8 protein-coding genes and 4 pseudogenes are annotated in these 8873 nt (G+C 54.4%); 7 read left to right on the top strand and 5 right to left on the bottom strand.

The genetic code is table 11. The annotated features are described in order from the left end of the window. Window positions 1–231: 231 nt before the first annotated feature. A pseudogene (locus IQ241_RS24325) lies at window positions 232–423 on the top strand (response regulator transcription factor); the annotation flags it as partial. Between the two features lie 94 nt (window positions 424–517). Here the strand turns inward: IQ241_RS24325 and IQ241_RS24320 are convergent. Next, the gene (locus IQ241_RS24320; protein ID WP_322743786.1) at window positions 518–1855 is read right to left on the bottom strand and encodes an ATP-dependent DNA helicase; all 1338 of its coding nucleotides are present in this window, start codon (window positions 1853–1855) and stop codon (window positions 518–520) included. Window positions 1856–2076: 221 nt separating this feature from the next. Between IQ241_RS24320 and sodC the strand changes: the two are divergent. Next, window positions 2077–2595: pseudogene (sodC, locus tag IQ241_RS24315) on the top strand (superoxide dismutase [Cu-Zn] SodC); the annotation flags it as partial. Between the two features lie 113 nt (window positions 2596–2708). On the opposite strand, the gene IQ241_RS24310 reads toward sodC, so the two are convergent. Beyond that, window positions 2709–3797, bottom strand: coding sequence for a radical SAM protein (locus tag IQ241_RS24310; protein ID WP_193912256.1), 1089 nt, complete (start codon window positions 3795–3797; stop codon window positions 2709–2711). A gap of 142 nt (window positions 3798–3939) precedes the next feature. On the opposite strand from IQ241_RS24310, the gene IQ241_RS24305 reads away from it, so the two are divergent. Next, window positions 3940–4374, top strand: coding sequence for a Uma2 family endonuclease (locus IQ241_RS24305; protein WP_193912254.1), 435 nt, complete (start codon window positions 3940–3942; stop codon window positions 4372–4374). Here the strand turns inward: IQ241_RS24305 and IQ241_RS24300 are convergent. Further along, window positions 4366–4629: a hypothetical protein gene (locus tag IQ241_RS24300; RefSeq protein ID WP_193912252.1), complete on the bottom strand. Its 264-nt coding sequence runs from the start codon at window positions 4627–4629 to the stop codon at window positions 4366–4368. The genes IQ241_RS24305 and IQ241_RS24300 overlap by 9 nt on opposite strands. Before the next feature lie 255 nt (window positions 4630–4884). Here IQ241_RS24300 and IQ241_RS24295 point away from each other — a divergent pair, with 255 nt between their 5' ends. Then, entirely contained in the window at window positions 4885–5451 is a 567-nt protein-coding gene (locus IQ241_RS24295) for a hypothetical protein (RefSeq protein WP_193912250.1), read from the top strand. Between the two features lie 5 nt (window positions 5452–5456). Here the strand turns inward: IQ241_RS24295 and acsF are convergent, their stop codons facing one another. Continuing rightward, on the bottom strand, window positions 5457–6533 hold the full coding sequence (gene acsF / locus IQ241_RS24290) for a magnesium-protoporphyrin IX monomethyl ester (oxidative) cyclase (RefSeq protein WP_193912248.1): 1077 nt from the start codon (window positions 6531–6533) through the stop codon (window positions 5457–5459). Between the two features lie 171 nt (window positions 6534–6704). On the opposite strand from acsF, the gene pyrC reads away from it, so the two are divergent. From pyrC to IQ241_RS26850, 3 genes and pseudogenes are all read left to right on the top strand, one after another. Next, a complete protein-coding gene (gene pyrC / locus IQ241_RS24285; RefSeq protein ID WP_193912246.1) occupies window positions 6705–7733 on the top strand; it encodes a dihydroorotase in 1029 nt (342 codons plus the stop codon). A gap of 433 nt (window positions 7734–8166) precedes the next feature. Then, window positions 8167–8397 (top strand): DUF433 domain-containing protein, encoded by a 231-nt coding sequence (locus tag IQ241_RS24280; protein WP_193912244.1) that lies wholly within the window; start codon window positions 8167–8169, stop codon window positions 8395–8397. Further along, a pseudogene (locus tag IQ241_RS26850) lies at window positions 8394–8597 on the top strand (DUF5615 family PIN-like protein); the annotation flags it as partial. The gene IQ241_RS24280 and the pseudogene IQ241_RS26850, both read left to right, overlap by 4 nt. Before the next feature lie 55 nt (window positions 8598–8652). Here IQ241_RS26850 and IQ241_RS24270 read toward each other — a convergent pair. Further along, window positions 8653–8873, bottom strand: a pseudogene (locus IQ241_RS24270) (IS5-like element ISLesp5 family transposase); the annotation flags it as partial.

Here is an 8873-nt window from a genome sequence, read left to right as displayed (position 1 = left end):
GTTCAAGGACGCGATTAACACTTGTATTGAGCAGGCCAATACGACCCACAAAGCATCGCTAGAAACTTTGTTGACCATGAATTTTCAGTCCTTTAAGAAAGTCCAAATATCAGGCGTCTAGAGTATAATGGGTTTGGCCAATAGCCTGCTAGGCGCTGCTCGCAACCGGCCTCTCATTTTCTGCCTGTGCTATGCTCAAAATTCTTATCGTCGAAGATCAGCGGCTGATTCGCCGCCCTCACTCCTCGGGAAAAAGACGTGCTGATTCGCATCGGTCAAGGAGCCAGCAACCGCGAGATTGCCGAACAGCTCTACCTCTCAGAAGGAACGGTGAAAAATCACGTGAGCAACATTTTAAGCCGACTGGGACTGCGCGATCGCACCCAGGCTGCCCTGCTAGCCCAGTCCGCTCAGCTATCTTGAGCGGCTTGACCCTGCTGATGCTACAGAAAATCAGGCGCGATCGGGGCAAAGGCCGCCTGCTGTCCAGGAAATTCTGAGTGCTTTACATGAAACTTCAGTTAGCAACAGAGCTAAACTGAAGCAGAAACAGTCGCTTGGCCGCCCGGGTAAAGGCCACATAGCAGAGCTGATTACGCTCGCTGACCTGCCGGTTGAGCATCAGGTTGGGCACATCGACAAAGACATCCTGAAAGGTCGAGCCCTGGCTTTTATGCACCGTTAGACTGTAGGCATAGTTAACGTCGTGAAAAAACTGTTTGAGGTCCCAGAAGACCTGCCACTGCTTTTTCTCCGATAGCTCCCGGAGGACGATCTTAAACCTTGCTTGCTCGCTTTCATGGAGCACTCTGAGCTTACGGTCTCGCCCTTCCTCCGTCACAATCTCCAGCGTCCAGACCTGCCAGCCATCGGCTTTGGTCTGGTAGGCTTCCACTACCTCGCATTCCTCTGACGTTTGCAGAATCACGCCGTCCTTGGCTAGGCAAGAATTGTTAGCAATCAGCCGCTCGCCCGCGACGAAACGCGGGCTGTTATCGCCGTAGATCGCCGTGCGAATCATCTGATTGAGCTGGCGTACCCGCCGGTTGGTGTAGGCCAGCACTCGGACCTGGTCAGGATTGCGCTGGTAGGCTTCGCTGGTAAAGGCACGCAGCAGCAGCTTCTCCCAGGGTTGGCGGGGAATGACGAAAATGCCTTCGGTATTGTCGGCGGTGCGATCGCTGGGCGGCAATTGCAGCACCGGACGCGCCAGATTCATCCGCACCTCGGCGGCGAAGGCCCCAATCGAGCTGCCATAGCGCACCACGTCGGTGAGGTCGGCCCGCTGGTGGATTTGCTGAAAGCAAAGCGACTCGTCTTCGCCTACGGGCGGCAGCTGGGCCGGGTCGCCGACAAATAGGAGCTGCGTCTGCCGGTCTAGCCGCGAAACCGAACCCACCAGCAGCTCCCACATCTCCTGATTGATCATGGAGCATTCGTCTACGATCACCAGGGCATAGTCCGTCGCCAGGTTCTTGCGCTCTCGGTCGGGCTCAAACCGCTGCTTGCCGGTTTCCTTATCGATCGCGGGCCGCAGTCCCAGCAGGCGGCAGCAGGTCATGCAGTCTGCCTCTAGCCCCCAGCGGTGGGCCATCGCCGCCAGCACCTTGGTCGCCTTATTGCTCAGGGCGGTCAGCGCGATTGGGCGATTGTCCTGCTGCTGTCGCAGGCGAGTCATCAGCGCCTGGAGCAGCGTTGTCTTGCCCGTGCCCGCATAGCCGGTCAGCAGACAGAGCTTTTCCCCGCTGTAGACAAAGGCTTCTAGCGCCTGAAGCGCTGCCCACTGCTGAGCGTTGAGCGCAATTCCAGGTAAGATCTGGGGAATATCTGAGACAGCCAACGGCGAGGAACTCACGAGCAACACGATAATTGAACCAATGCCATTGTAGTGATGGCGGCGGTCTGCCTTAAAGATGTCCAGTCAGGTCCCCGACTACATACTCCAGCCCAGCAATGGAAAAACCAAATTCCCCACAGCGGCAGATAATAGCGCCTTCAAATTCATCTATTTTCAGGACAGAACTCAGAACATTGTCCTCTTTTTCACTGCAAATCATGATTAGACTCCGCCCACTGATGTCCGTTACCGGACTGGTCGCGATCGCGGCTCTCCTCGCTGCACCCACCGCCGCCCTAGCCCAGTACCTCAGCTATCCGCTTCGCCTAGTCAATGAAACCGGCGTTGGGGAAACTATCGGCTCAGTTTCGTTGACCAATACGGAATATGGGCTGCTGATTATGCCCGACTTAGAAAACCTGCCAGCGGGCGTCCACGGCTTTCACGTACATGAGAACGCTGACTGCGGACCGGCAGAGAAAGACGGTGAAATTGTGCCAGGATTAGCGGCAGGCGGGCATTACGATCCCCGCGATACGGGCGAGCACGAAGGTCCCTATGGAGAGGGCCATCTGGGCGATTTGCCGCCGCTGTATGTGGAAGCTTCGGGCAGCGCTCAGGTACCGGTGCTGGCCCCGCGCCTAGCCCTATCCGATGTGCTGGGCCGAGCGCTGATCGTCCATGCGGGCGGCGACAATTTCTCAGACGAGCCCGAACCGCTGGGCGGCGGCGGCACTCGGTTGGCCTGCGGCGTTATCAGCATTCGCTCGCATCTGATTTCGGCGGCGGTGAGGCAGCAGTTTTTTGCTCCTGAAGGGGCTGCGTTGAACAATCCGTTAGAGAGCCAGCTGCCGAGCTCAAGCAGCGGCTCCTAAACCTCGCCCCAGCCCGGCTGCAGCCGCTTCATGATGGGGCTATAGGCTTTGAAATAGGCGATCGACCCCACCTGCCGGAGGGCCGCTTTTGGTCGGGTATCGGCGCCCATGCAGCGCTGGCAGACGGGATGCCTGACCTGAAAGCGGTCGAAGCCTTCTCTTAGCCCGCAGGCGGGCTGCTGCTGGTCAAGGATTTCGGTCAGCGAATGGTGGTTGAGATTTCCCAGTGGAATCTGGCCGTCATAGTCCTTACAGCAGGGAACCACCGTGCCGTCGTAGAGAATGCCCGCCTGGTCGGTGGTGCCGTTGCAGTAGCCAAAGCTGGCTGGGATCACCTGGTCGCTTTCGACATTGCCCCAGCTGTCGAGCGGAAAGGTTTCCAGGGCGAGCTTTGAGTCCAGCTCGATTACCTGCCAGCGTCCGGGCCGGTGCTGACGAATCCGCTGCTGTAGGTCTGCGGCTGAGGGTCGATGCGGATAGTCGGCTAGCAGGCGATTGGCCCAGGCGGTGAGTTCCTGACGCATTTGGGCTTTACCTTCAACCACGTGCATCGCCTTGTGAGGGACTAAAAAAGGGTGGGGCGTGGTGTCAAGAAACTTGAGATGAACCCGAGTGCGCGAACTAGAATCGGCTAGATTGGCCTGCACAAAGCGGGTAATGCCGTCGAAGTACTGCTCTGGCTTCAGCTGGGGGGGAGCGCCGCGAATGATGAAGGTGTCCGGGTCGGGGGTTTGCAGCGAAATCGTGACCTTGGGAATGACGGAAGCGACGAGCCGAGCAATATGGTCGGGTTTGAGGTGAAACGTGCTGCCGTTGGTGGTGAGGTGCAGGTTGAGATTGAGCTGGCGGGTGAGCGCGATCGCGTCAAAAATCCGCGGATAGATCAGCGGCTCGCCCATCAGGTGAAAGGCGACAATCTTGGCCAGCCGCTGTTCGGCCATCTGCGCCAGCGCCCGGCTCAGCAAATCCCAGTCCATATGACCGCGCGATCGCTGCATAATCGCATCGGGGCAAAATTCGCATTTGAAGTTGCAGACGTTAGTTACTTCTAGATGAATTCGCTCTAAACGGTAGGCAGTCGGCATGGCAGTTTTTTTAGGTTCGCCCTAGCTTACCCAGCTCCGCTGAACCTCAGATGAGAAAGTCCTGAAAGCTAGTAAGAGCAGTCTGTATAGTCAATTTTTTTATGGGGTGCGCTACGCTGGCGTTATGAGGAAGGAACCCCCTATGACTGTAGCTGCAACATCCCTACCGACTATTCCGCTAGAAAATGGCGATCGCCTATCGCGATTTGAGTTTGAGCGTCGCTATCAGGCCATGCCCGAGCTGAAAAAAGTTGAACTGGTGATAGAAATCGCCGCTAGCAGCGCCGCTATCGACCTGCATGACAAAAAGCGGGCCTATCGACGCAATCAGGTGCGGGAGTACCTGGTTTGGCGCACCTTGGAGGGCAGGTTTGACTGGTTTCGGCTGGAAGCCGATGACTATGTCAGCCAGGTTCCCGACTCGCAAGGCATCATCCGCAGCCAGATATTTCCAGGACTGTGGCTGGCGGTATCGGCCTTGCTATTGGGAGATATGCCGACGGTACTATCGGTACTGCACCAGGGATTAGATTCGCCTGAGCATCGAGCTTTTCGGCAGGAGACTAAGTCACTTTAAATTTGCCTGTGCCATAAAGTTTTCTGATTCCTTAATAGCGTTCCAATCGATTTTCGCAACCCAGAGATTTTCTTCAGATGAGTATTGGACTATTCCTTCTGTCTCCAGTTCCTCGCTATACAAAGTAAGCAATTGCCCGTCCTGTAACTGAATCTCCTGACGTGCTAAGTCTTCAACGGTACCGATACAGTTCAGACGCAACCGATCTTGACTATCTGCGTTGTGAAAATCTGCAAAGACTCTAAGTGTTTTCATAGGCTTGCTCACTGCTGACGAGCTGGATTCAGAACTGTCGGATTTAAGAGATTGCTTATCTGCTCAGGTGTTAGACCGGTTGAAGGGATGAGTACCCGTTCCACGCCGAATATCCTCTGGGCGATTGCGCCCGCCACGAACTATAATCGCCTCGTCTGGAATCCTTTCCACAGTGGGTACTGACTCAGTACTCGGTAAACATTATCAGACATTAATGCTTGCACCCCATTACATCAATAGGATGTGCTTGTTGAGATGAAACCGATCCTTGAAGAAGCCGTTAATTTTTTGCAGCAGGGCGGGAGTGCACCGGCCTCAGATGAGCTTGTAGAAGCGCTTTTGGCGGCGGAAAAGCAGGGCAAGGTTCGCTATGACTATTCCCAGCTCCTGGGTCCCTGGCGGCTGGGCTTTATCACCGGCACCCAAAAGACCCGCCAGCGAGCGAGCGGTATCCTGGGGGCTGGGCGCTTTTTACCCCGCTGGCTCAACATTCAGCTGGCCTATAGCGCTGAGGATGCCGCCGCCGGACGGGGCCTTGTTCAAAATTCTGTGAAAGTTGGCCCGTTCAGCATTCAGCTCACCGGGCCGACTCAGTTCTATGCCAAGACCAATAGCCTGGCCTTTGACTTTACTCAGATGCAGCTCAGGCTAGGCGGGCTGACCCTCTATGACGGTTTTGTTCGCGATGGAGAGAGGCGAGAATCTCAGTTCTATCAGCAGTCGCTCAAGGAGCAGGCGTTTTTTACCTACTTTTGGGTTGAGTCGGCTGCGATCGCGGCCAGAGGGCGAGGCAGTGGGCTTGCCCTCTGGGTTCGAGACTAGCCGCGCTAGCGAACGGTATTCCGGGTTGCGGTCATGTCAATCGGCTTCATGAAATAGAGCCGGGCCAGGTTCACGCCAATCGCCGCGACGTTGGGCAGCTTTTTCAGCAGCTTGAGCGGCTTCGGCAGGTTGGACTGAGCCGCGATCGCCATTTTCTCCGCCGACTGGGTGCAGCGGTCAAGCAGCTCAAAGAACTTGGGATGATCCACATTCAGAATGATCGGGAACACCCGCCCGGAGCTTTCGTTGGTTTTCTGAATCACGTAGATATCGTACTCGCGAGCGTCCAAGCCTAGCAGAGCGTAGAAGCCTTTCCGCTGAATATCGTTCAGATACATGGTGGCAAACACCGACAGCAGGAAGAAGCGACACCAGAGCTTGGCCTTCCAGTCGTTGAGAAACTGGGGCTGAGACTTCATGATCGCCGCGAAGAAGTCGCCGTGGCGGTTTTCGTCCTGACACCAGTTTTCAAAGAAGCGGAACAGCGGATAGATCTGATTCTCTGGGTGGGACTCCAGATGGCGATAGATGGTGATATAGCGCCAGTAGCCAATCTTTTCCGATAGGTAGGTGGCGTAGAAGATAAACTTAGGCTTGAAGAAGGTGTAGCTTTTGCTCTTGGTCAAAAAGCCCAGGTCAAGCTGCAGGTTGAAATCCGACAGGGCCTTGTTGAGGAAGCCCGCATGACGCGCTTCGTCGCGGGACATCAGGTTAAAGCATTCGGCCAGCACCGGGCTGTCCTGCTTCAGCCGTCGGCTCAGCTCTTTGTAGAGCAAAAAGCCAGAAAATTCGGCGGTACAGGAGCGCTCTAGAAATTCGGAAAACAGCCTGCGGGTTTCGCCGTCGATATGCTCCCAGGACTGATCAAATTGGTCATCCCGGACGAAGTGATGACGGTTATAGTCCTCCCGAAACTCTTCCAGGATGGCCTGCAGCTCGTCTTCATTGACGGAGATGTCCATCTGGGCCATCTCTTCAAAGTCGGTCGTGTAGAACCGCGGGGTAATGATCGACTCCTTCGGTGGAGCCTGGTTCCCCGCTTTGGTTTCTTGAAGGTCTGGTTTTCTAAGGGAATCTACCATTAAGTCCTCTATAAGCCGTAGATGGAACCGACCCAGGGTAAGGCCAGTGCAAGGTATGCCCCTTAGTTTATCAATGCTGCCGTCTGCGGCTAGCAGTTTTTAAGAATTGATACAAAATTCGATAGGCATTTGCCCGAATTTTCGCCGAGTCAGCTGTTTTATGATGGAAAAATGCAAAAGCTGACTATCACCCGGCCTGATGACTGGCATCTCCACCTCCGCGACGGCGCGGCGCTGAAAGCGGTTCTGCCCCATACGGTGCGTCAGTTTTCCCGCGCTATCATCATGCCGAATTTGAAGCCTCCCATCCGCTCAGTCGCCGATGCCGCCGCCTATCGCGATCGCATCATCGCAGCGATTCCGGCTGGCGAACGGTTTGAGCCGCTGATGACCCTCTACCTCACCGACAACACGAGCCCTGAAGAAATTATCGCGGCCAAAGCATCCCAGTTTATCAAAGCGGTCAAGTACTATCCAGCCGGTGCAACGACCAATTCAGACTTCGGCGTCACTGATATTCGTAAGTGCGATCGCGTCTTTGCAGCGATGCAGCAGGTAGACCTGCCTTTATTACTGCATGGGGAAGTAACCGACCGAGACGTGGATGTATTTGATCGCGAGAAAGCGTTTATCGAGCGGCATTTAATTCCACTCAGGTTGCGATTTCCAAAACTGCGCGTGGTGCTTGAGCACATTACTACCTCAGACGCGGTAAAATTTGTCCTAGCGGCCAACAATGTCGCTGCAACCATCACACCGCAACATCTATTGTTTAGTCGTAACATCCTATTCAAAGGCGGCATTCGTCCCCATTTTTATTGTTTACCCATTTTGAAACGAGAGCAGCACCGCCTGGCCGTTTTGCAAGCAGCGACATCCGGGAGTCCCAAGTTTTTTCTAGGCACCGATAGCGCCCCTCATCCCCGCAATAGCAAAGAAAGTTCCTGCGGCTGCGCGGGTTGCTTTTCGGCCCTGCACGCCATGGCGCTGTATGCAGAAGCGTTTGAGAGCGTAGATTCACTCAATAAACTTGAAGCGTTTGCCAGTTTCTATGGGCCAGATTTCTATCAGCTCCCGCGCAATACCGAACAGATTACGTTGACCAAAAAGACCTGGCGTGTTCCCGATCAGGTGCCATTTCCTGAATCTGGGCTCGTGCCCCTAGGGGCAGGTCAGGAGATGACATGGCAAATGACTTGACATTAACCTGTAGCGCGAGCTAACTAAATTTAGACGATGATGTTCCAGAGCCGCTATTATCCAGCTACGATCTTACAGTTGACGGTGAAGCTCAACGGCGTTAGGCAACCCATAAGTAGTCGAACAAAATTAATTACACATTTTTTACAAAGGAGAGCCTGATGTCATGCCGTATAGCCCAAGGGGCATGAACCGGCGTAGCCGCTCTGAAAGAGCAACCTGTCGAGGCATCTATCCCAGCAGCGTCAGTGATTGAGAGATTCCACCCCGCGGGAAGCCGCAAGCGTCTACGCTATGCTCGGAATGACAATTCCTTCTATGTAAATTTTAATGCTCAGGTACTTAACACTCGACCGGCCAAGGGACGCCCGTCCGTTGCAGCGAGGTGCTAGCCTGCTCTACACTTAGCTAACACGAGCGACTTATCCATATTATGAGCTATCACGATATCATTACGATTGAGCCTGATAAGCGTGGTGGCAAGCCATGCATCCGCCGGATGCGGATTACGGTCTACGATGTCTTGGGCTGGTTAGCGGCTGGGATGTCTACCGCTGAAATAATTGATGACTTTCCAGAACTGACGGAAACCGATATCAGGGCATGCTTAGAGTTTGCGGCTGATCGCGAGCATCGTCTAGTTGCGTCTGTGAGTGCGGCTTGAAACTGCTGTTCGACCAAAACCTCAGCCGTAAGTTGGTTAATAGGTTGGCTGATATTTTTCCTGAATCCAGCCACGTTCAATTCCACAACCTAGCTGAGAAAACAGATACTGAGATTTGGAGGTTTGCTAAGCTCAATGACTTCTGCATAGTGACTCAAGATGCAGATTTCCCTGAAAGAAGCCGGCTTTATGGTTCTCCACGGCTTTGTTGCATGAATTGAGAAAGGGACAGGGGTTTCCCATCTCGGTCGTTTTCTAGGCTGCAACGCGGTAGCTATCAGGCATTCCGAGCTGCGTCATCCGGTTGAGCGCCTTACATTCAATCATCAACTCGGTGGTTTGAGCTGCTATCTTTCTGGCACACACCTCACCTGTGAAAACGGTTTTGAGTCGGTACATCCCCGTCTCGCTGAGCGAACGGCGGTGATAGTTGACTTCTTCTTTCCAAGCTGAGCGATCCACTTTGCGGATGCGTC

The sequence above is a fragment of the Vasconcelosia minhoensis LEGE 07310 genome (assembly GCF_015207255.1).
GTDB lineage: Bacteria > Cyanobacteriota > Cyanobacteriia > Phormidesmidales > Phormidesmidaceae > Vasconcelosia > Vasconcelosia minhoensis.
Note: the sequence above shows the minus strand (reverse complement) of the source record. Positions and strands in the feature narration are given on the sequence as shown.

Excerpts from the sequence above, each read along its gene's own strand:
- IQ241_RS24310 (WP_193912256.1), bottom strand. The coding sequence starts at position 3,797 with ATGCCGACTGCCTACCGTTTAGAGCGAATTCATCTAGAAGTAACTAAC.
- IQ241_RS24305 (WP_193912254.1), top strand. The coding sequence starts at position 3,940 with ATGACTGTAGCTGCAACATCCCTACCGACTATTCCGCTAGAAAATGGC.
- IQ241_RS24300 (WP_193912252.1), bottom strand. The coding sequence starts at position 4,629 with ATGAAAACACTTAGAGTCTTTGCAGATTTTCACAACGCAGATAGTCAA.
- IQ241_RS24295 (WP_193912250.1), top strand. The coding sequence starts at position 4,885 with ATGAAACCGATCCTTGAAGAAGCCGTTAATTTTTTGCAGCAGGGCGGG.
- acsF (WP_193912248.1), bottom strand. The coding sequence starts at position 6,533 with ATGGTAGATTCCCTTAGAAAACCAGACCTTCAAGAAACCAAAGCGGGG.
- pyrC (WP_193912246.1), top strand. The coding sequence starts at position 6,705 with ATGCAAAAGCTGACTATCACCCGGCCTGATGACTGGCATCTCCACCTC.
- IQ241_RS24280 (WP_193912244.1), top strand. The coding sequence starts at position 8,167 with ATGAGCTATCACGATATCATTACGATTGAGCCTGATAAGCGTGGTGGC.